Below are 21,167 nucleotides of genomic sequence, written 5' to 3'. Positions count from 1 at the left end.
AATAATATCTATTTATTTCAATAGGTTATGAACATGGCACGCATCTCGCTATAGCCCTCCTCCAACGCATCACCCCACAAAAATAACAATCTGATGGAGACACACCATGAGTGTGATCATTGCCTTGGCAGCCCTCGCGCTGCTGATGCTGGCTGCCTACCGTGGCTACAGCGTCATCTTGTTTGCCCCCATCGCCGCCCTCGGCGCTGTCCTGCTCACCGACCCGTCCGCGGTCGCCCCGGCGTTTACCGGGGTGTTCATGGAGAAAATGGTCGGTTTCATCAAACTGTATTTTCCGGTGTTCCTGCTCGGTGCCGTGTTCGGCAAGCTGATCGAGCTGTCGGGTTTCTCGCGCTCGATCGTGGCGGCCGCAATCCGCTTGCTCGGCACGCGCCAGGCGATGCTGGTGATCGTGCTGGTCTGCGCCCTGCTCACCTACGGCGGCGTGTCGCTGTTCGTGGTGGTGTTTGCGGTGTACCCGTTCGCGGCGGAGATGTTCCGCCAGAGCGACATCCCCAAGCGCCTGATCCCGGCGACCATCGCCCTCGGCGCGTTCTCGTTCACCATGGACGCGCTGCCCGGCACGCCGCAGATCCAGAACATCATCCCCAGCACGTTCTTCAACACCACCGCCTGGGCTGCGCCGTGGCTGGGGCTGATCGGCACGATCTTCGTGTTCTGCAGCGGCATGCTCTACCTGGCGCGCCAGCGCAACAAGGCGCAACGGGCCGGTGAAGGCTACGGCACCGAACTGCGCAACGAGCCGGAAACCGCCGAGAACCTGAGCCTGCCCAACCCCTGGATCGCGCTGTCGCCGCTGCTCCTGGTGGGCGTGATGAACCTGCTGTTCACCCACTGGATCCCGCAGTGGTACGGCAAGACCCACAGCCTCAGCCTGCCGGGCATGAGCGCGCCGGTGACCACCGAAATCGCCAAACTCACCGCGATCTGGGCGGTGCAGGCGGCGTTGCTGGTGGGCATCGTCATGGTGCTGGTGTTCGGCTGGTCGGCGATCAAAAGCAAGCTCGCCGAAGGCAGTAAGAGCGCGGTCAGCGGTGCGCTGCTGGCGGCGATGAACACCGCCTCGGAATACGGCTTCGGTGCGGTGATCGCCTCGCTGCCGGGCTTTCTGGTGCTGGCGGACTGGCTCAAGGGCATCCCCAACCCGCTGGTCAACGAAGCGATTACCGTGACGCTGCTGGCCGGTATCACTGGCTCGGCGTCCGGCGGAATGAGCATCGCCCTGGCGGCGATGTCCGAGAGTTTCATTGCGGCGGCCCATGCGGCGAATATTCCCCTCGAAGTGCTGCACCGGGTCGCGGCCATGGCCAGCGGCGGCATGGACACCCTGCCCCACAACGGCGCGGTGATCACCTTGCTGGCGGTCACCGGGCTGACCCACCGCGAAGCCTACAAGGACATCTTCGGCATCACGATCATCAAGACCCTCGCGGTGTTCGTGGTGATCGGTACTTTCTACGCCACCGGCATTGTGTGAGGTTTTCATGACGAACTTGAACGGCAAGACCGCCCTGGTCACCGGCTCCACCAGCGGTATCGGCCTGGGCATAGCGCTGAGCCTGGCCGAGGCCGGCGCCAACCTGATCCTCAACGGCTTCGGCGACGCCAGCGCGGTGATCGCCCAGGTACAGGCGTTCGGCGGCAAGGTCGGGCATCACCCGGCGGACGTCAGCGACCCGGCGCAGATCGCCGACATGTTCGCCTACGCCGAGCGCGAATTCGGCGGCGTGGATATTCTGGTCAACAATGCCGGCATCCAGCATGTGGCAGCGGTGGACGAGTTTCCGGTGGAGCGCTGGGATGCGATCATCGCGATCAACCTGTCGTCGGTGTTCCACAGCACGCGCCTGAGCCTGCCGGGCATGAAGGCCAAAGGCTGGGGGCGCATCGTCAATATCGCCTCGGTGCATGGCCTGGTGGGTTCGGTGGGCAAGGCCGCCTACGTCGCGGCCAAGCATGGCGTGATCGGCCTGACCAAAGTGGTTGGCCTGGAAACCGCCACCAGCAACGTGACCTGCAACGCGATCTGCCCCGGCTGGGTGCTGACGCCGCTGGTGCAGAAGCAGATCGATGATCGCGCGGCCAACGGCGTCGACCCGCAGCAGGCGCAACATGATTTACTGGCAGAGAAGCAGCCGTCGCTGGAGTTCGTCACCCCGCCGCAACTGGGTGAGCTGGTATTGTTTTTGTGCAGCGAGGCCGGTGCCCAAGTGCGCGGCGCGGCATGGAACATCGATGGTGGTTGGCTGGCTCAATAGACCAAACACAGAAAATCCAATGTGGGAGGGGCGGTGCGACGATTCGACTTGCCCCCGATGGCAGTGGGTCAGTACCGCATGTGCTAGCTGATACTCCGCCATCGGGGGCAAGTCGAATCGTCGCACCGCCCCTCCCACATTCGAACTCCACTGTTTGGAAGACCTGTACAAGAATAAGAGACGTGCTTATGTCCGAGATCCTCTGGCAACCCTCCGCCGAACGCATCCGCCACACCCGGATGGACCAGTTCCGGCGCTTTATCAATCAGCGCTACAGCGTGCAGCTCGACGACTACCCGGCGTTGCACCAGTGGAGCATCGACCAGCGCGCCGACTTCTGGCAGGCGATTGTGGCGTTTTTCGACGTGCAGTTTCGCAGCCCGCCCAGCGCGGTATTGATCGAAGGCGCCGCGATGCCCAGCGCCGAGTGGTTCCCCGGCGCAACCCTGAACTTTGCCGAGCACCTGCTGCGCCGTCGCGACGCTCACCCCGCCGTGGTCGCCATCAGCGAAGACGGCCAGCGCGAGCAACTGAGCTACGCCGAACTGGCCGCCCACGTCGCCGGCCTGCAACGCAGCCTGCGGGCGGCCGGGGTCGGGCTGGGCGATCGGGTTGCCGCGTGCATGCCCAACACCTGGCAAACCCTGGTCGGCATGCTGGCCACCACCAGCCTGGGCGCGATCTGGTCGTGCTCATCGCCGGACTTCGGCACCCAAGGCGTGATCGACCGTTTCGGCCAGATCGAGCCCAAGGTGCTGATCGCCTGCGCCGGTTACCGCTACGCCGGCAAAACCATCGACCAGAGCGCCAAGCTCAACGAGATCCTCGAACGCCTGCCGTCCCTGCAGCACCTGATCGTCGTGCCGTATGCCCGGCCCCAGGCGCGGGTCGAGGACTATCGGAGCGACGCCAATGTCGCGCTGTGGAGTGACTTCTACCAACCGGGCGGCGCGCCTGAGTTCGTCGCGGTGCCGTTCGACCATCCGCTGTATATCCTCTATTCCAGCGGCACCACCGGCGTGCCCAAATGCATCATCCACGGCACCGGCGGCGTGCTGCTCACCCACCTCAAGGAGCACGGCCTGCATGCGGACCTGTCCCGCGAGGATTGCCTGTTCTACTACACCACCTGCGGCTGGATGATGTGGAACTGGCTGGTTTCGGTACTCGCGCTCGGCGCCACCGCCGTGCTGTACGACGGCTCGCCGTTTCACCCTGGCCCCGAGCGCTTGATCGACCTGATCGACGCGGAACGGATCAGCGTGTTCGGCACCAGCCCCAAGTTCCTCGCCACCCTGGAAAAAGCCGGCCTGCAGCCGCGCCTGAGCCATGACCTGAGCAGCCTCAAGGGCCTGATTTCGACTGGCTCGCCGCTGTCGCCGCAGAGCTACGACTACGTGTACCGCGAGATCAAGGCCGAGGTGTGCCTGTCATCGATGTCTGGCGGCACCGATATCGTCTCCTGCTTCGTCATCGGCAACCCGGTGCTGCCGGTACGCCGCGGCGAAATGCAGTGCAAGAGCCTGGCGATGGCCATCGAGGTGTGGGACGACCAGGGGCGGCCGTTGCTCGGTGAAAAAGGCGAACTGGTGTGTACCCGGCACTTCCCCGCCATGCCCATCGGCCTGTGGAACGACCCGCAGCAGAAAAAACTGCGCGCCTCCTATTTCAGCCAATTCCCCGGCGTGTGGGCCCAGGGCGACTACGCCGAACAGCGGCCCAACGGCAGCCTGCTGATTCACGGGCGCTCCGACGCGGTGCTCAACCCTGGCGGCGTGCGGATCGGCACCGCCGAGATCTATCGGCAGGTGGAAAAAGTCCCGCAAGTGCTGGAAAGCCTGGCCATTGGCCAACGCTGGCAAGACGATGTGCGAGTCGTGCTGTTCGTGCGACTCGACGATGGCGTCGAGCTGGATGACGCCCTCGAACAGCAGATCCGCCAGGTGATCCGCGCCAATACCACACCACGCCATGTACCGGCGAAGATCCTCGCTGTCAGCGATATCCCGCGCACCATCAGCGGTAAGATCGTCGAACTGGCGGTGCGCAATGTGGTACACGGCGAACCGGTGAAAAACACCGACGCGCTGGCCAACCCGGAGGCCCTGGCACAGTTTCGCGACCGACCTGAGCTGGCGCTTTAAGATGAAAGGTTTCAGCGAAAACGCACTCATTTGCAGAAAAAAGCCCAATGCATGCTATTTTTCGGGGGTAGTCACCCACCGTTATCCCACCGGATAATCGCTGTTGTCATTTTTCAAAGCGTTACGCTCAGGGCTTTTTATGAAGGAAACATCCACCGGTAGCGAAGCCGCCGCATTGATTGCGCGGCTGGACTGGGCCAAAAACCCCCTCGGTGAGGCCAATGATTGGCCGCAAAGCCTGCGTACCGCCGTGGATATCGTCGTCCACTCGCCGATGCCGATGCAGCTGTTGTGGGGCCGCGAACTCATCCAACTCTACAACGACGCCTTCGCCCTGCTGGCGGGCAACAAGCACCCCGACGCGATGGGCCAGCCGGCGCACCAGACCTGGCCGGAATTGCACAGTTTCACCGCGCCGATCTATGACGCGGTCTTCAGCGGCCAGGTGCGCGCCTTCAGCGAGCAGCGCTTTGTGCTGCAACGCAACCAGCGCGACACCGAGATCTGGCTCGACCTGACCTACAGCCCGATCCGCGATGAACGCGGCAGCGTCGCCGGCATCCTCGTCACCGCCATCGAAACCAACGAACGCCGCCAGTTCACCCAGGAACTGCAACAGCGCTCCGAAGCCAGCCTCAAAGCCCAGCAAAGCACCGAGCAACGCCTGCGCCACCTCAACGAAAACCTCGAAGAGCGTGTGGCCCAGCGCACCCTGGCACTGGCCGAGGCCAACCAGCGCCTGCAAAACGAGATGGTCGAACGCGAACGCGCCGAAGACGCCCTGCGCCACGCGCAGAAGATGGAAGCGGTGGGCCAACTCACCGGCGGCATCGCCCATGACTTCAACAATATGCTCACCGGCATCATCGGCAGCCTGGACCTGATGCAACGCTACATCGCCGCCGGGCGCAGCGACGACATCGGCCGCTTTGCCGACGCCGCCGTGGCCTCCGCCCATCGCGCCGCCGCCCTCACCCACCGCCTGCTGGCGTTCTCGCGGCGCCAGTCACTGGACCGCCGCCCGCTCGACCCGAACCAGTTGGTGGCCTCGCTGGAAGACTTGTTCCAGCGCACCAAGGGCGCGCACATCACGCTCAAGGTGCAACTGGGCCACGATATCTGGCCGGTGAACAGCGACGCCAGCCAGTTGGAGAACGCCCTGCTCAACCTGGTGATCAACGCGCGGGATGCCATGCCCGATGGCGGCGAACTGCTGATCGAAACCGCCAACAGCTACCTCGACGGCACCGACATCACCACCCCGGAACCGGTCAAAGCCGGTGATTACGTGATGCTCGGCGTGCGCGACAACGGCACCGGCATGGCGCCGAAAATCCTGGCCAAAGCCTTCGATCCGTTTTTCACCACCAAGCCCATCGGCCAGGGCACCGGCCTGGGGCTGTCGATGATCTATGGCTTCGCCCAGCAATCCGGCGGCCATGTGACCCTCCACAGCGAACCGGGCCAGGGCACCTGCGTGCGCTTGTATCTGCCGCGCCTGCACGGCACTTCCCTGGCAAGCAGCTTGCCGGCCAGCCTCAGTGAGGCCGCGCCCGTGGCCCTGGCCGGAGAGGCTGTGGTGGTGGTCGAGGACGACCCGGCGGTACGCATGCTGGTGGTCAATGTCCTCGATGAACTGGGCTACACCGCGCACCAGGCCGCGGATGCACGCACCGCCTTGCCGCTGCTGGAATCGGACTTGCGCGTGGATTTGCTGGTGACCGACGTCGGTCTGCCGGGCATGAACGGCCGGCAACTGGCGGAAATCGCCCGTCAGCACCGCCCGGGCCTGCGCATCCTGTTCATGACCGGTTATGCGGAAAAAGCCGCCGAACGCCAAGGCTTTCTGGAAGACGGCATGGACATGGTGGCCAAGCCGTTTTCCATCGACGTGCTCGCCACCAAAATCCGCAGCATGATCAGCGTCGACGATCCAGTTCAGGCATAATCGCGCGCCGTCGCACACCCCGGTAGAGAACCATGAAAGCCCAAGCCCGCCATATCCTGGTGAAAACCAGTGAAGAAGCCGAACAGCTCAAGCAGCGCATCGCCAAGGGCGAAGCGTTCGACGTGCTGGCCAAGAAGTACTCCACCTGCCCGTCCGGCAAGCGCGGCGGCGATCTGGGCGAGATCCGGCCGGGGCAGATGGTCGGCGCGATTGATGCGGTGATCTTCAAGAAGCCGCTGCGGGTGGTGCATGGGCCGGTCAAGAGCAAGTTTGGGTATCACTTGGTGCAGGTGTTTTATCGGGATTGAGGGGTTGGCTTTAGGGCGCTATCGGGGGCAAGCCCCCTCCCACAGTTGACCGCATTGCGCTCACTGTGGGAGGGGGCTTGCCCCCGATCCGCCGCAGGCGGCCATTCACCGACTATCTAGGAATCAACGCCCCCGGCACTTGGATCACCCGGCTCGCCAACCGATGCCCGGCCAAGGCCGCCTCTTGCGGCGAGCCGCCCTTGAGCCGACTGGCCAGGTACGCCGCGCTGAACGAGTCCCCCGCCGCCGTGGTGTCCACCACCGTCTCGACCGGCAACGCCGGCACCGCAAAACGCTGGCCTGCGCAACGGAGCAAACAGTCCTCGGCGCCGCGCTTGAGCACGACTTCCGCGACTGCCGGATACGCTGCGAACACCTGCTCACTGTCGGCATGACCAAACAACGCGCGCTCGTCATCCTCGGTCAGCAAGGCCATATCCACCTCGGCCAACACTTTGTGATAGGCCGCACGCGCCGCCTCGATACTCGCCCACAAACGCGGCCGGTAGTTGTTGTCGAACACCACCCGGCCGCCGCGCCGACGGGTTTCGATCAAGGCCTGCAACAAGCGCTCGCGCCCGACTTCACCGAGCACCGCCAGGGTGATGCCGCTGAAATACACCACGTCATAGCCCGGCAACGCTGCCAGGATCGGTGCGGCGGCGGGCGTGGTGAAGCAGTCGCGCACGGCCGCTTCGTTGCGCCAGTAGAGGAATTTGCGCTCGCCGTTGGCGTCGGTCTGGATGCAGTACAACCCCGGCAACCGCCCGGGCAGGCGCTGGACCATGCTCAGGCCCAGGCCTTCGTCGGTCCACTGTTGGCACATGGCGTCGCTGAAGCTGTCATCGCCCAGGGCGGTGACGTAGTCGACGTGGCCGAGCGCCCCCAACTCGCGGTGTAGGTACACCGCGGCGTTCAGGGTGTCGCCGCCGAAGCTCTGGTGCAGGCTACCGTCGGCGCGGTGTTGCAGTTCGATCATGCATTCGCCGATGAGGGCGATGCGGGGTGTGGTGTTCATGCCTGTTGTCTCCGGTGCGGCTGATGGCCCCTTCGCGGGCGAGCCCGCTCCTACCTTTGAATGTGTTCACACATCCAAAGGGCGCAGCGGGTTTGCCCGCGATGGAGGCGACGCGGTCTAGAAGCAGGTATGCAGTGACTCGATCACCTGCAGTTGCTCATCCACCAGGCAACCGACCTGCCACTTGTCGAACGTCAGGCACGGGTGGGAAGTGCCGAAGGAAATAATGTCGCCGATGCGCAGCTCAACCCCCGGCGCGACGCTCATGAACGCATGCTGGTCCATCACCGCGGTGACCTTGCACGCGCTCACATCATCGCCTTGCGCCGGCACGATCCCGGCCTTGTAGCGCTTGAGCGGCACCGGCAAACCGGCGTCGTAGGCCACATCGCGCTTGCCCAGGGCGACCACCGCGAAGCCAGGCTCAGGCAACGATTGCACGTGGGCCCAGACTTCCAACGCCGGGCGCAGGCCTTCGCTGAGGTCGCTGCGCCGGTCGAGCACGCAGCATTGCGCATCTTTGTAGATGCCATGGTCATGGGCCACGTAGCTGCCGGGACGCAGCACGCTGAGGAAACGCCCGGCGGCGTTTTGCGCCTCGAAGGACTCGGCGATCAGGTCATACCAGGCCGACCCCGACGCGGTGACGATGGGCTTGGCCAGGTCGAACGAGCCGTTGTTCTGCAGGTCCACCGCCAGGCGCACCAGGCTCGCGGCGAAGTCGCGGATGCCAGTGATGGCGTGTTCGCCGTGGATCACGCCTTCGTAGCCTTCGATACCGGTCAGGGCCAGCGCCGGCTGGGCCTTGATCGCCGTGGCCAGGTCACGCACCTCTTGCTCGCTGCGGCAACCGCAACGGCCGCCGACCACGCCGTACTCGATCATCACGTTCAGGCGCAGGCCACGGGCGGCGAAGAACAGGCCCAGGTCGGCGACGTTGTCCGGGTGGTCGACCAGGCAGTGGAAGTCGAAATCTGCGTCGGCCAGCAAGTCGGCGATCAACGCCATGTTCGGCGCGCCCACCAGTTGGTTGGCCATCAACACACGGCGCACACCGCCGGCATAGGCGGCGCGGGTCTGTACCGCGCTGGCCAGGGTGATGCCCCAGGCACCAGCGGCGATCTGGCGCTGGAACAGGGCCGGCATCATGCTGGTTTTGCCATGGGGCGCAAGCTCGGCGCCGCTGTTGCTGACAAAGGCCTGCATCCAGCGGATGTTGTGTTCGAGGGCGTCGCGGTGCAGCACCAGGGCCGGCAGGCTGACGTCACGGACCAGATGGGCGCCGACAGCGGCGGCGCCCTTTGCAACGGCGTTGATGGCAGGCATGAACTGCTCCTATTCGTTGATGCGACGGGCCAGGTTGTTGGCGCTTTCGATCAACACCCGGCGGTAGTCGTTGTAGTTTTTACTGGCATCGGCGCGGGGCGCGACGATGCACAGGGTCGCAATGCTGACGCCCTGCGCGTCCCGGACCGGGGCGGCAAAGCAATGGGTAAAGGTGTCGGCCACGCTGTCGAAGGAAAAGAAGCCATCGACGCTGGCCTGACGGATCTGTGCGAGGAAGGTCTCCAGCGGCAAGCGCTGGCCGTCCGGCAGGATGAAATCGTCGGGGTCGATCAGCTCGACGATCTGCTGGTCGCTCAAATGCCCCAGCAACAGGCGCCCGGACGCGGTCCACGGGATCGGTGCGTTTTCGCCGATGTCCGAGGAAATCCGGAAATGCCGCTCGCCTTCACGCATCAGCGCCACCGTGTATTTGCGCCCGTTGAGCAGGCACATCTGCGCGGTTTCGTGGGTCTGGCTGACGATTGCCTGCAAGGCGTGGTCGGCCTCGCGGGTCAGGTCGAAATGGCGCAGGTGCGCCTGGCCGAGGAAGTACAGCTGACGGCCGAGGTAGACGTGCCCGTCCTTGCCCACGGTTTCCAGGATGCGGCGTTCCAGTAAGGAGGCGACCAACTCGTAGACCGTGGACTTGGGGCTGCCGATGCCGCTGGCGATATCATTCGGGCGCAGGGGCTGGCCGACTTCCTTGAGGAAATCGAGGATGTCGAATGCACGGTCCAGGCCTTTGGCGCGGCGTTTGATGGTGTCTTCGGTCATGGAAGTTTCGGTCCGCTGAAAGGTATGTGCTGCACAGTGATCCCTTGTGGGAGGGGGCTTGCCCCCGATGGCGGTGTGCCAGTGGACACATCTGTTGCTGATACACCGCTATCGGGGGCAAGCCCCCTCCCACATTGGATTTGATGTGGTGTTGAGAGTGGGGCATTTAGCCCTTTTTCTTGTAGGCCACGCAATCGATCTCGACCTTGCAATCCACCATCATGTTGGCCTGCACGCAGGCACGTGCCGGGGCGTGTTCGGGGCTGAAGTATTCGCCGAAGACTTTGTTGAAGCTCCAGAAATCCCGTGGGTCTTCCAGCCACACGCCGACGCGCACCACGTCGTTCAAGGCGTAGCCAGCCTCTTCGAGAATCGCCACCACGTTGCGCATCGTCTGGCGGGTTTGCTCGACGATACCGCCGCTGATGATTTCACCGTCCACCGCTGGCACCTGGCCCGAGACGTAGAGCCAGCCGTCCGCTTCCACCGCGCGGGCGAAAGGCCGAGGCTGGCCGCCGCCGGCGGTGCTGCCGGTGCCGTAACGAGTAATGCTCATAAATAGTGCTCCTTGACTGACAGTTAAAAACGAATGTTCTTCAGGAATTCCGCCAGGCGCGGCGACTGCGGGCGTTCGAAGATGTCCTTCGCCGAGCCCTGTTCTTCAATGCGCCCCTGATTCATGAAGACGATTTTGTCCGAGACTTCGTAGGCAAAGCGCATCTCATGGGTCACCAGCAACATGGTCATGCCCTCTTCCGCCAGGCCCTTGATCACACTGAGTACTTCGCCCACCAGTTCCGGGTCGAGGGCCGAGGTGACTTCGTCGAACAGCATCAGGCTGGGGTTCATCGCAATCGCACGGGCGATGGCCACGCGCTGTTGCTGGCCGCCGGACAACTGGCCGGGGAAGTGATTGCGGCGTTCCAGGAGCCCTACACGGTCCAACCATTTTTCCGCCAAGGCCACGGCTTCGTCCTTAGGCATTTTCTTAACTTTCAACAAGCCCAGGGTGACGTTCTGCAGCGCCGTCAGGTGCGGGAACAGGTTGAACTGCTGGAAGGCCATGCCGGTCATGGCGCGGTGCTGGGCGATCACCCGCTCCGGGTGGCGCACGCGCTTGCCGGCGATGTCGCTGTAGCCAATGGACTCGCCATCCAGGCTGATCTGCCCGCCCTGGAACTCTTCGAGCAGGTTGACGCAGCGCAGCAGCGTGGTCTTGCCCGAGCCGCTGGAGCCGATCAACGTCACCACGTTGCCGCGCTGCATGGACAGGTCGACGCCCTTGAGCACTTCCACCGTGCCGTATTGTTTGCGCAGGCCGCGAATGTCCAGCAGCGGTTGGGTCGTTTGAGGTTGGTTCATGGCAAGGCCACCCGCTTTTCAATGTAGCGCCCGAATAACTCGATGGCGTAGTTGATGACAAAAAACAGAACACCCGCGAACAGGTAGAACTCCAGGGTCATGAAGGTGCGCGCGATCACCTGCTGGGTGCTGAGCAGCAACTCGGCGACACCGATCACCGACAGCAGGGTCGAGGCCTTGACGATTTCCGTGGAGGAATTGACCCAGGTCGGCAAAATCTGCCGCAGCGCCTGGGGCAACAGCACGTAGCCCAGGGACTGGTGGAACGTCAGGCCAATCGCCTTGCCCGCTTCCATTTGCCCGCGGGGAATGGCCTGCAGCGCACCGCGCACGATCTCGGCGACATGGGAGCCGCAGAACAGCGTCAGCCCGACCGCACCGGCCTGGAACGCGCTGATCTGCCAACCGAGCGCCGGCAGCATGTAGAAACATGCCAGCACCAGCACAAACACCGGCGTGCCACGGATCAGGTCGACATACAGGCGAAACGGCAGGCGCATCCAGAATCTGCCGTAGGTCAGGATCAACCCGGCGACGATGCCGATCAGGGTGCCGAAGATAATCGCCAGCGCCGAGACATAGACGCTGGCCTGGAACCCGGCCCAGAGGGTGTCCCGGGCGATCCACAACTCATGCAGCCAGCTGGGGGATTGGTACATGCGAGCCTCTTCTAACGACGGATTGCCAGACGCTGCTCCAGGTAACGCAGCAGCATGGCGATCAGGTAACAGGCGGCCACGTAGAGCGCGGTCGTGACCAGCCAGGTTTCAATCACCCGGTAGCTTTCGACGTTGATCTTGCGGGCGTAATAGGTCAGCTCCGGCACCGCGATCGCGGCGGCCAGCGAGGTGTCCTTGAACAGCGAAATGAAGTTGTTCGACAGCGCTGGCAGCACGTTGCGCAGCATCACCGGCACGGTGATATAGGCGCGGATCCGCCACTCGCCCAGGCCGATGGCCAACCCGGCTTCGCGCAAGCCCTTGGGAATATTCAGCAGCCCGGCGCGGAACACTTCGGTCAGGTAGGCGCCGGCGTACAGCGACAGGGTGATGATGAACGACGGGATCTTGTCCAGGCGGATACCCAGGCTGGGCAAGGCGAAGTAGATCAACAGGATCAGCACCAGGATCGGCGTATTGCGCACCACCGTCACATACACCGAGGCCAACAGGCGCAGCGCGCGGTGTTTGGACAGCATGGCAAACGCCATCAGCAGGCCGATCACGCAACCGATGGCGATCGACAGCAGCGCCAGTTCGAGGCCCAGCCACAGCCCCGCCAGCAAGGTGTCGAAGTCGCGCCACACGGCGGCAAAGTTCAACTGATAGTTCATGGTCGACAGTACCTGATGGGGGCGCCGTTCGCGGCGCCCCGGTTTTCACGAATCACTTGAACTCGACGGGGAAACCAATCGCCGGCTCCGGCAGGTCGACACCGAACCATTGCTTGAACGAGGCCTTGTAGGTGGGGAATTCCACACCGGTCATGGCTTCGTGCAGTGCGGTGTTGACGAAGTTCAGCCAGTCCTGGTCGCCACGCTTGACCGCGCACGCGTAGGTTTGCGGGCTCCAGGCATACGCCGGGCTGCGGTAGCGCCCAGGGTTCTGCACCATCAGGTACTTGACCGAAGACTGATCGGTGGCGGCGGCATCGGCGCGGCCGGAGTTCACCGCCTGGTACATCAGGTCGACGCTGTCGTACTGGTCGACCTTGGCCTTGGGCAGCGCCTGGTGGACCAGTTCTTCGGCGTAGACGTTTTGCAGCACGGCCACGGTGACGCCGTCGCCAGCAGCCTGCAGGTCCTCGATTTCCTTGTATTTGCTGTTGTTCGGCAGCAGCAGGCCGACGCCTTCGCGGTAGTACGGCAGGGTAAACGCCACCTGCTGCGCACGGCTGGCGGTGACGGTAATGAACTGGCAACTCATGTCGACTTTGTCGGTCAGCAGGTTGGGAATCCGCGCGTCGGAGGACTGCACCACAAACTCGACCTTGCTCGGGTCATTGAACAAGCCCTTGGCCACGATGCGGCCGATGTCGATATCAAACCCCTGCAACTTGCCATCCGCTCCCTGGAAGTGCCACGGCGCATTGGTACTGCCTGTACCCACGATCAGATGCCCACGCTTGAGCACATCATCGAGCTTGCTACCCGCCGCCTGCACAGTGCTTGCGAGGGAAGCCGATGCGGCGAAGAGAAAAACACACGCTTTGAACACGGAAGGTCGATGATGCATGACAAGCACTCCAGGAATTGTGTATTCCGCTATACCGGAACTTAGTATGTAACAACGGAATAGACAGCAGAAAGTGTGCCATACGCACGAGTGGGAAAATAGGTTGTGAATAAACTCGTTTTAAATCAGCGATATAAACATTCATGCGGCACAAGGCGTATCGCCAGCAGGTGCAATCCCTCTGCTACCCAAGGCCCCACACTGTGGTGACAGGCTCACCTGGGTGCACCAGCCTGGCGTTACCGCGCACCGTGGCAGTGCGCGCACTTGAACGGGTTCTGACGGGCGTGCGAGCGACCTGTGAAGTTTGACAGTAGACGCAGGCGTTCTTCCCACCTAGCGTAAGCGCAGGTGCAACAGGGAGAAGCCCTCGTGAACTATGTCAACGCGGTGGTTGAGGACAAGGCTGCGTTTGAACGGGAACTGAATACCCCGCAGCCTGTGTTTATCGTGTTCATGTCACATGACTGCACCGCGTGCAGTGACGCGATGCCGCGCTTCATGCGAATCAGCGAGCGTTACAAGGACCAGGCCAAAGTCTTGATCCTTGACTGCGTCAACACGCCCAAGCATCCGCGTGTCGACCGCATTCCAATGCTGCTGATCTACCGCGACCAGGTACTGCTCGACGCCCTCCCCGGCCTTGCCGAAGACGCGCTGGAAAGCGCCTTCAAGCGGTACACCCAAGCCTATCCGGCCACGCCTGTGGCACCGCCCCCCGGAAAACCTGCATGAACCGTGGCGTCCGGCAACTCGCCGGCAATGGACTCAAGAATATCGGTCATGCTCAACACGCCGATGAACTCACCGCACTCATTGATCACGAAGGCGATGTGGGTCGAGGCCTGGCGCATCTGTTCCAGGGCGTTGAGGATCGAGCAACTCGCCAGCAAGTTGATCGCCCGGCGCGCCAGTTGCTCAAGGTCCGGTTCGTTGCCGGCCAGGTAATCCTTGAGCAATTCCTTCTTATGCACAAAACCTAATGGCTCATCGACAGCACCGTTGCGGATCAACGGCAGGCGCGAGTAGGACGAACGCATCAGTTTCAGGCGGATAGTATCGCGATCGTCCGCCAAATCGATAAAGTCGACCTTGGCCCGTGGCGTCATCAAGCTGCGGATCGGCCGCGCGGCCAGTTGCAGCACGCCGCTGATCATTACGCGCTCACGTCGGTCGAACAGCGGGCCCTGAGTCACATCCGGCTCACCCAGCAGGTCAGCCACCTCTTCGCCCAGCTCTTCCTGCGCCAGACTGCGACCGCCGAGCAAGCGCATCACCGCATGGGCGGTGCGCTCACGCACGGGCAACACGCCTTGCGCCGACTTCTTGCGCCGGGCCCGGGCAATCTGGTTGAACACCTCGATCAGGATCGAGAAACCAATCGCCGCATACAGGTAGCCCTTCGGAATGTGGAAGCCCAGGCCTTCGGCGGTCAGGGCGAAACCGATCATCATCAAGAAGCCCAGGCACAGCATGATCACCGTCGGGTGCGCGTTGACGAAGCGGGTCAGCGGCTTGCTCGCGACGATCATCAGGCCGATGGAAATAATCACCGCGATCATCATCACCGCCAACTCATCGACCATGCCCACGGCGGTAATCACCGCGTCGAGGGAGAACACCGCGTCGAGCACCACGATCTGCGCGACGATCGGCCAGAACATCGCATAAGCCACATTGCCCGAGCGTTGCGCCACATGGCCTTCAAGGCGTTCATGCAATTCCATGGTGGCCTTGAACAACAGGAACACACCGCCGAACAGCATGATCAGGTCACGCCCGGAGAAGCTCTTGTCGAACACCTCGAACAACGGCTGGGTGAGGGTCACCAACCAGGAAATACTCGCCAGCAAGCCCAGGCGCATCAGCAAGGCCAGGGACAAGCCGATCAACCGCGCACGGTCGCGCTGCTCCGGCGGCAACTTGTCCGCCAGGATCGCGATAAACACCAGGTTGTCGATGCCCAGCACCAGTTCCAACACAATCAACGTCAACAGGCCAAGCCAGGCCGTAGGGTCCGCTAACCATTCCATTTATAGAGTCTCTTTATCGGTGTTCAGAATGCCGGGCACGGCAAAGCGCGGTCAGGGGACCGGGAAAGGGTTAACCATTGGAATACGGGGTGCTTCAGCGGGAACAGCGACAGCGGTTGTCTTGGAGAAAGACGACTGGGGGGCTCCGAAAGGGCGTTCATGCAAGTCCTGAAATAACAAAAGGACCTCAATCCTACATTCGAAATACAAATTCCCTACAACACAAAACCATTACAAAACCTGTCCCCCCCCCCCCTAACACCCCATGTGGGAGGGGGCTTGCCCCCGATGACGGTGTATCAGCCAGCATATGAGTAACTGAAAAACCACTATCGGAAGCAAGTCAAATCGTCGCACCGCCCTCCCACACCTTGACCGGTGGCGTGTCAGGCTTTACGGGTCGCTTCATCCAGCGCCAATATGGTATGAGCATTCGTGACCGTGGTCGCAAGGGTGTTGATCACCCCCGACCGCAACGCCCCCAACGTGGCCGCCGCCTTGGTGTTCTCGCTGGCAATCGCCACCACATCCGGAATCCGGAACAACTCCTGCACCGTCAGCCCGATCACCCGCCCCTGGATGGCGTTGACCGCCGGCTGCCCGTGGATATCGATAAAGTCATACCCCATCATGTCGCCCACCGTGCCGGACAACCGCGCCTGGGCAATCTCCTGGGGCGAGAACCAGCCCATGCGTACCATGTTGCTGTTCTCGCTCATGTCGCCGATGCCGATCAGCGCAATGTCGGCACGCCGCGCCCGATCGAGGGTCGAGCGCACCGTGTCGTTATTGATCAGCACGCCGCGCAGTTCCGGGTTGGCCACCAGGGCCGGCGCGTACAGGCTTTCACTCTCGCCGCCAAAGCGCAGGGCCAGGCGCCGGCAGATATGGTCGGGGTTCATGTATTCGCCAGCCTTGAGCGAACCGCCGATGGCGCAGACAAATGTGCAATTGCGCGTCACCGGCAGGAACACGTTATCGGCCACCGCGCCAACGTTACGGCCCATGCCCACGGCGACGATCATGCCGTCGCTCAAAGTCTTGTTCAGGTAATTGGCCACCAGGCTGGCGACGGCCGAGCGCTGGGTGTCGGGGTCGCTGTGGTCGACGGCGATCAGGGCACGGTCGAGCTTGAAGCGCTCCACCAAGGCGCGTTCCAGCTCATTGTTCATCGCCGGGTGCTGCAACACACGCACTTCGACAATGCCTTCATCGCGCGCACGTTTGAGCAGGCGGCTGACTTTTGCCCGCGACAGGTCAAAGCGCTTGGCAATGGCTTCCTGAGTGACGTTTTCGAGGTAATAGAGCATCGCCACTTCGGTCATCTGATCGATATCGCTGGCAATGCGCTGGCTACTGTCACTCATGGGGACGGGCTTCCGTTTCGGCGTCAAAGGCACATTCTCCCGACTCTTGCCCCGCCACGTCCACTACTGATGCCCATCGCGCTCGATCGCATTGATGCGCGCGACCTTGGCCCCGGAACGCGCCGCCTCGAACTCCGAGGCCAGGAACGCAGTGACGATGCTCTTGGCCAGCTCGGCGCCGATCACCCGTGCGCCGATGGACAGGATCTGCGCATCGTTGCTCTTGCGCGCGCGCTCCGCCGAGTACGTGTCATGGGCCTGCGCCGCGCGAATCCCCAACACCTTGTTCGCCGAGATGGCCATGCCGATCCCGGTGCCGCACACCAGCACGCCCAGGCGCTGCTGCCCGGCATTGATGGCATTGGCCACGGCCAGCGCGATGTCCGGGTAGAGCACCGGCGCGGTGGAATGGGTGCCGAAGTCGGTCACCGGGTAGCCCAGCGTCTCGATATGGCGCTTTAACAGCTCTTTGAGCTCAAAACCCGCTTCATCGCATCCGATAGCCACCGGGAAAGGTGTGTTCATGGCGTCTGGCTCCGCTGCCGAGGTCGTACTTATGACTGATCAGATGATCACTCAGTGAAATATCGTTCAGTCATTTCGCGGGCATCACCCCCTCTCTGTCAAGCATGATTTAACTGACCCGGCAGTCAAAGCGGTCTAGAAAGGCGTTATTGGCGAAAAACATCAGAATCCCAGCTTTTACATGAAAGAGATTGACTGATCAGAATTTCATTTGATACACATATGCTCACAGCGAAACATGACTGTGCGACCTAATAAGAATTCACAGCACGAGGACACGCCGATGGCCACGCCATTACTGCTCCAGGCTGAACACGTCGCCAAGGCTTACGCCGGTATCCCTGCCCTGCGTGACGGGCGCCTCTCTCTGCGTGCCGGCAGCGTCCACGCCCTGTGCGGCGGTAATGGCGCGGGCAAGTCGACGTTCCTGAGCATCCTGATGGGCATCACCCCGCGCGACGCCGGCACCATCCTGCTCAACGGCACAGCGGTGCAGTTCAACCGCCCGAGTGAAGCCCTGGCATCGGGGATCGCAATGATCACCCAAGAGCTGGAACCCATCCCCTACATGACCGTCGCCGAAAATATCTGGCTGGGCCGCGAACCACGCCGCGCCGGCTGCATCGTCGACAACAAGGCCCTGAACCGGCGCACCCGCGAGCTGCTCGAAAGCCTGGAGTTCGACGTCGACGCCAGCAGCCCGATGCACCGCCTCAGCGTGGCGCAGATCCAACTGGTGGAAATCGCCAAGGCGTTCAGCCATGACTGCCAGGTGATGATCATGGACGAACCCACCTCGGCCATCGGCGAACACGAAGCGCAGACCCTGTTCAAGGCGATCCGCCGCCTCACCGCCCGTGGCGCCGGCATCGTGTATGTGTCGCACCGCTTGAGCGAACTGGCGCAGATTGCCGATGACTACAGCATCTTCCGCGACGGCGCCTTCGTGGAAAGCGGGCGCATGGCAGATATCGACCGCGACCATTTGGTGCGCGGCATCGTCGGCCAGGAACTGACGCGCATCGACCACAAGGTCGGCCGCGAATGCGCCGCCGCCACCTGCCTGCAGGTCGACAATCTGAGCCGTAAAGGCGAGTTCCACGACATCAGCCTGCAACTGCGCCAGGGCGAGATCCTTGGCATCTATGGCCTGATGGGTTCGGGGCGCAGCGAGTTCCTCAATTGCATCTACGGGCTGACGGTGGCCGATTCCGGCAACGTCACCCTGCAAGGCAAGCCCATGCCGATCGGGCAGCCCAAGGCAACCATCGACGCCGGCATGTCGCTGGTCACCGAAGACCGCAAAGACAGCGGCCTGGTGCTGACCGGCAGCATTCTGTCGAACATCGCCCTGTCGGCCTACAAACGCCTGTCGAGTTGGTCGCTGATCAACGCGCGCAAGGAAACCCGCTTGGCCCAGGACATGGTCAAGCGCCTGCAGATCAAGACCGCCTCCCTGGAACTGCCGGTGGCCTCCATGAGCGGCGGCAACCAGCAGAAAGTCGTGCTCGCCAAATGCCTGTCGACCGAACCGGTGTGCCTGCTGTGCGACGAGCCCACTCGCGGCATCGACGAAGGCGCCAAGCAGGAGATCTACCACCTGCTCGACCAGTTCGTGCGTGCCGGCGGCGCCGCCATCGTGGTGTCGTCGGAAGCCCCGGAACTGCTGCATTTGAGCGATCGCATCGCCGTATTCAAAGGCGGCCGGCTGGTGACCATCAGCACCGACACCGCCCTTTCCCAGGAAGCCTTGTTGAGTCTTGCCTCATGAATGCCAAAACCCTGTCCACCCCAGCCACCTCCATCACCGCCGCGCCGCGCAACCGCCTGCGCCTGTCCCTCGACCGCTTCGGCCTGCCGCTGGTGTTTATCCTGCTGTGCGTGGTGATGGCGTTTTCCAGCGAATACTTCATGACCTGGCGCAACTGGATGGACATCCTGCGCCAGACCTCCATCAACGGCATCCTCGCCGTGGGCATGACCTACGTGATCCTGACCAAGGGCATCGACCTGTCCGTGGGTTCGATCCTGGCGTTTGCCGGACTGTGCAGCGCGATGGTCGCGACCCAGGGCTACGGCCTGCTGGCGGCGGTGAGCGCCGGGATGTTCGCCGGGGCGATGCTCGGCGTGGTGAATGGCTTCATGGTCGCCAACCTGTCGATCCCGCCGTTCGTGGCCACCCTCGGCATGCTCAGCATTGCGCGCGGCATGACCTTCATCCTCAACGACGGCAGCCCGATCACCGACCTGCCGGATGCCTACCTGGCGCTGGGCATCGGCAAGATCGGCCCGATCGGCATCCCCATCATCATCTTTGCCGTGGTCGCGCTGATCTTCTGGATGGTGCTGCGCTACACCACTTACGGCCGCTATGTGTACGCGGTGGGCGGCAATGAAAAGAGCGCGCGCACCTCCGGCATCGGCGTGCGCAAGGTGATGTTTTCAGTGTACGTGGTCTCGGGCCTGCTCGCCGGGCTGGCCGGCGTGGTGTTGTCGGCGCGCACCACTTCCGCCCTGCCCCAGGCTGGGGTGTCCTATGAGCTGGACGCGATTGCCGCCGTGGTGATCGGCGGCACCAGCTTGTCGGGCGGCACCGGCAGCATTGTCGGCACGCTGTTCGGCGCGCTGTTGATCGGCGTGATCAACAACGGGCTGAACCTGCTCGGTGTGTCGTCCTATTACCAGCAGGTCGCCAAGGGCCTGATCATCGTGTTCGCAGTACTGATCGACGTGTGGCGCAAGAAAAAACGCTAGAGAACGACCCAACTACAACAATAACGGAGTTCCCCTCATGAAACTTGGTACCACCTTGGCCGCCGTGGCGGCCCTCTCCCTGCTCGCCAGCAGTATCGCCGTGGCCGCCGACGGCAAGACCTACAAGGTCGGCGCAGCCGTCTACGGCCTCAAGGGCCAGTTCATGCAGAACTGGGTCCGCGAGCTCAAGGAACACCCGGCGGTCAAGGACGGCACCGTGCAATTGACCGTGTTCGACGGCAATTACGACGCCCTGACGCAGAACAACCAGATCGAAAACATGGTGACCCAACACTACGACGCGATCCTGTTCGTGCCCATCGACACCAAGGCCGGCGTCGGCAGCGTGAAGCAGGCCATGAGCAACGACGTGGTGGTGATCGCCTCCAACACCAAAGTGGCCGACGCCGCCGTGCCGTATGTGGGCAACGACGACGTCGAAGGCGGCCGCCTGCAGGCCCAGGCCATGGTCGACAAGCTCAACGGCAAGGGTAACGTGGTGATCATCCAGGGCCCGATTGGCCAGTCGGCGCAGATCGACCGGGAAAAAGGCGAGCTGGAAGTGCTGGGCAAACACCCCGGCATCAAGATCATCGAGAAAAAAACCGCCAACTGGGACCGCGCCCAAGCCCTGGCGCTGACTGAAGACTGGCTCAACGCCCACCCCAAAGGCATCAACGGCGTGATCGCGCAGAACGACGACATGGCCCTGGGCGCCGTGCAGGCCCTGAAGTCCCACGGCCTGACCTCCAAGGACGTGCCCGTCACCTCGATCGACGGCATGCCGGATGCGATCCAGGCGGCGAAGAAAGACGAAGTCACCACCTTCCTCCAGGACGCCCAGGCCCAGTCCCAAGGCGCATTGGACGTGGCATTGCGCGCCCTCGCCGGCAAGGACTACAAACCGCAATCGGTGATCTGGGAACGTTATGCCAAGGACGTGAAATGGGCCGACGGCACCGCCAAGACCTACATCCTGCCGTGGGTGCCGGTGACCAACGCCAATGCCGACGCGCTGTACCAACAAGTCAGCGGCGGCAAGTAACTACTGGCTTGAAACACACTCAAGTGTGGGAGCAAATGTGGGAGGGGGCT

Annotated in this window: 19 protein-coding genes and 1 pseudogene; 9 read left to right on the top strand and 11 right to left on the bottom strand. The window is 62.8% G+C overall.

Annotation, left to right across the window (positions count from 1 at the left end):
• Positions 1-106 precede the first annotated feature (106 nt).
• The 5 genes from C8K66_RS26300 to C8K66_RS26280 all read left to right on the top strand — a co-directional run bounded on the left by C8K66_RS26300 (position 107) and on the right by C8K66_RS26280 (position 6,679).
• Complete coding sequence (locus C8K66_RS26300) at positions 107-1,498, top strand: GntP family permease (RefSeq protein WP_046383116.1); 1,392 nt, start codon at positions 107-109, stop codon at positions 1,496-1,498.
• Between the two features lie 7 nt (positions 1,499-1,505).
• Positions 1,506-2,279 (top strand): 3-hydroxybutyrate dehydrogenase, encoded by a 774-nt coding sequence (locus tag C8K66_RS26295; RefSeq protein ID WP_108526408.1) that lies wholly within the window; start codon positions 1,506-1,508, stop codon positions 2,277-2,279.
• Between the two features lie 188 nt (positions 2,280-2,467).
• The gene (locus C8K66_RS26290; RefSeq protein ID WP_108526406.1) at positions 2,468-4,423 is read left to right on the top strand and encodes an acetoacetate--CoA ligase; all 1,956 of its coding nucleotides are present in this window, start codon (positions 2,468-2,470) and stop codon (positions 4,421-4,423) included.
• 139 nt (positions 4,424-4,562) lie between these two features.
• Positions 4,563-6,371: an ATP-binding protein gene (locus tag C8K66_RS26285; RefSeq protein WP_057005437.1), complete on the top strand. Its 1,809-nt coding sequence runs from the start codon at positions 4,563-4,565 to the stop codon at positions 6,369-6,371.
• Positions 6,372-6,403: 32 nt separating this feature from the next.
• Positions 6,404-6,679, top strand: a complete 276-nt coding sequence (locus C8K66_RS26280) for a peptidylprolyl isomerase (RefSeq protein ID WP_046383114.1) — start codon at positions 6,404-6,406, stop codon at positions 6,677-6,679.
• Positions 6,680-6,791: 112 nt separating this feature from the next.
• Here the strand turns inward: C8K66_RS26280 and C8K66_RS26275 are convergent, their stop codons facing one another.
• The 8 genes from C8K66_RS26275 to C8K66_RS26240 all read right to left on the bottom strand — a co-directional run bounded on the left by C8K66_RS26275 (position 6,792) and on the right by C8K66_RS26240 (position 13,393).
• A complete protein-coding gene (locus C8K66_RS26275; RefSeq protein ID WP_108526404.1) occupies positions 6,792-7,697 on the bottom strand; it encodes a sugar kinase in 906 nt (301 codons plus the stop codon).
• A gap of 117 nt (positions 7,698-7,814) precedes the next feature.
• Positions 7,815-9,023 carry an amino acid deaminase gene (locus tag C8K66_RS26270; RefSeq protein ID WP_017846647.1) on the bottom strand — a complete coding sequence of 403 codons (1,209 nt, stop codon included), beginning with the start codon at positions 9,021-9,023 and terminating at the stop codon, positions 7,815-7,817.
• Between the two features lie 9 nt (positions 9,024-9,032).
• Entirely contained in the window at positions 9,033-9,797 is a 765-nt protein-coding gene (locus C8K66_RS26265; protein WP_057005439.1) for an IclR family transcriptional regulator, read from the bottom strand.
• Positions 9,798-9,963: 166 nt separating this feature from the next.
• Positions 9,964-10,353, bottom strand: coding sequence for a RidA family protein (locus C8K66_RS26260; protein ID WP_017846649.1), 390 nt, complete (start codon positions 10,351-10,353; stop codon positions 9,964-9,966).
• Between the two features lie 23 nt (positions 10,354-10,376).
• Entirely contained in the window at positions 10,377-11,159 is a 783-nt protein-coding gene (locus C8K66_RS26255; RefSeq protein ID WP_017846650.1) for an amino acid ABC transporter ATP-binding protein, read from the bottom strand.
• Entirely contained in the window at positions 11,156-11,818 is a 663-nt protein-coding gene (locus tag C8K66_RS26250) for an amino acid ABC transporter permease (protein WP_046383112.1), read from the bottom strand. The genes C8K66_RS26255 and C8K66_RS26250 overlap by 4 nt, the downstream gene beginning before the upstream one ends.
• Positions 11,819-11,829: 11 nt before the next feature.
• A complete protein-coding gene (locus tag C8K66_RS26245) occupies positions 11,830-12,492 on the bottom strand; it encodes an amino acid ABC transporter permease (protein ID WP_046383111.1) in 663 nt (220 codons plus the stop codon).
• 52 nt (positions 12,493-12,544) lie between these two features.
• Positions 12,545-13,393 (bottom strand): transporter substrate-binding domain-containing protein, encoded by an 849-nt coding sequence (locus C8K66_RS26240; RefSeq protein WP_017846653.1) that lies wholly within the window; start codon positions 13,391-13,393, stop codon positions 12,545-12,547.
• Between the two features lie 372 nt (positions 13,394-13,765).
• On the opposite strand from C8K66_RS26240, the gene C8K66_RS26235 reads away from it, so the two are divergent.
• Positions 13,766-14,128, top strand: coding sequence for a thioredoxin family protein (locus C8K66_RS26235; protein ID WP_057005440.1), 363 nt, complete (start codon positions 13,766-13,768; stop codon positions 14,126-14,128).
• 2 nt (positions 14,129-14,130) lie between these two features.
• Here C8K66_RS26235 and C8K66_RS26230 read toward each other — a convergent pair.
• The 3 genes and pseudogenes from C8K66_RS26230 to rpiB form a co-directional block, all read right to left on the bottom strand.
• Positions 14,131-15,426 (bottom strand): annotated as a pseudogene (locus C8K66_RS26230) (CBS domain-containing protein); the annotation flags it as partial.
• 386 nt (positions 15,427-15,812) lie between these two features.
• Positions 15,813-16,793, bottom strand: coding sequence for a sugar-binding transcriptional regulator (locus C8K66_RS26225; RefSeq protein WP_017846656.1), 981 nt, complete (start codon positions 16,791-16,793; stop codon positions 15,813-15,815).
• Between the two features lie 63 nt (positions 16,794-16,856).
• Positions 16,857-17,318, bottom strand: coding sequence for a ribose 5-phosphate isomerase B (rpiB, locus tag C8K66_RS26220; RefSeq protein ID WP_017846657.1), 462 nt, complete (start codon positions 17,316-17,318; stop codon positions 16,857-16,859).
• A 283-nt stretch (positions 17,319-17,601) separates the two neighbouring features.
• On the opposite strand from rpiB, the gene C8K66_RS26215 reads away from it, so the two are divergent.
• Genes C8K66_RS26215 through C8K66_RS26205 form a run of 3 tightly spaced genes read left to right on the top strand, consistent with a single transcriptional unit; the run spans position 17,602 to position 21,117 of the window.
• Positions 17,602-19,089 (top strand): sugar ABC transporter ATP-binding protein, encoded by a 1,488-nt coding sequence (locus tag C8K66_RS26215; RefSeq protein WP_046383108.1) that lies wholly within the window; start codon positions 17,602-17,604, stop codon positions 19,087-19,089.
• Positions 19,086-20,072, top strand: a complete 987-nt coding sequence (locus tag C8K66_RS26210; RefSeq protein WP_017846659.1) for an ABC transporter permease — start codon at positions 19,086-19,088, stop codon at positions 20,070-20,072. The genes C8K66_RS26215 and C8K66_RS26210 overlap by 4 nt, the downstream gene beginning before the upstream one ends.
• A gap of 37 nt (positions 20,073-20,109) precedes the next feature.
• Entirely contained in the window at positions 20,110-21,117 is a 1,008-nt protein-coding gene (locus C8K66_RS26205; protein WP_017846660.1) for a substrate-binding domain-containing protein, read from the top strand.
• Positions 21,118-21,167: the final 50 nt, after the last annotated feature.

The organism is Pseudomonas sp. GV105 (assembly GCF_003058185.1).
Lineage (GTDB): Bacteria > Pseudomonadota > Gammaproteobacteria > Pseudomonadales > Pseudomonadaceae > Aquipseudomonas > Aquipseudomonas veronii.
The sequence above is the reverse complement of the archived record's forward strand: the minus strand, read 5'-3'. Positions and strand labels throughout refer to the sequence as shown.